The sequence below is a fragment of the Synechococcus sp. R55.7 genome (assembly GCF_047461955.1).
In the GTDB taxonomy this organism is placed as follows: domain Bacteria; phylum Cyanobacteriota; class Cyanobacteriia; order Thermostichales; family Thermostichaceae; genus Thermostichus.
The window spans coordinates 1-749 of sequence record NZ_JANSIC010000454.1 but is presented as its reverse complement, the minus strand read 5'-3'; the positions used below and the strand labels follow the sequence as shown (position 1 = coordinate 749).

General features: G+C 58.7%; 1 protein-coding gene. It reads right to left on the bottom strand.

Annotated features, from left to right (window positions below; genetic code table 11):
• Positions 1-449: 2-C-methyl-D-erythritol 2,4-cyclodiphosphate synthase (gene ispF, locus NW820_RS13090; RefSeq protein WP_414407735.1), on the bottom strand; the 449-nt coding region annotated here is incomplete at its 3' end.
• Positions 450-749 lie beyond the last annotated feature (300 nt).

The following is a 749-nucleotide window of genomic DNA, read 5'->3' as shown; positions in this document are numbered from 1 at the left end:
GCGAAGGCAGCAATGGCCTCTCCCTGACCTATGGGGCCCAGTTTTTCGTTAGTAGTAGCCTTGACCCCCACTTGCTTGGGGGAGATCTGCATCGCCTCTGCCAGGCGGGCCTGCATGGCGGGGATGTGAGGTTTGAGCTTGGGCTGCTCCGCCACCACCACACTGTCTACATTGGCAACGCACCAGCCCTCTTGGCCCACCAGCTGCACCACTTGCTGTAGTAAAAGGATGCTATCTGCCCCTTTCCAACGCTCTTCTTCAGGGGGGAAGTAGTAGCCAATATCCCGCAGAGCGGCAGCCCCCAGGAGAGCATCCATGATGGCGTGGGTGAGGACATCGGCGTCGCTATGGCCCAATAGCCCCTTTTCGTAAGGGATCCGGATCCCGCCCAGGATCAGGGGGCGCCCCTCGACGAGGCGGTGGATGTCGTAGCCCTGGCCAATGCGCACTTTTCCGGCTCCCTTGGGAAAACCATCGAGACCCTTGTCGACCATCGCCCCCTCCGAGGAGCTAGGGGGATGGGAGTCGAGTAACCGACAAGCAGCTTTTGAGAACGCCTCTTTCTATTCTGCCGGCTCCAGAGGGGAATAGCAGATGGGACAAGACGAACCACTGTAGCAGTCGAAGCAGATGAGGTGAGACTTCCCGTAGGGATTGGCGCAGCGCTTGGCCCACTGATAATCGCTGTAGCTAAGATCTTTTCCGCAAACGTCACATCTGGCCATCCCGCTTTCTTCTCCTCAAGCTTC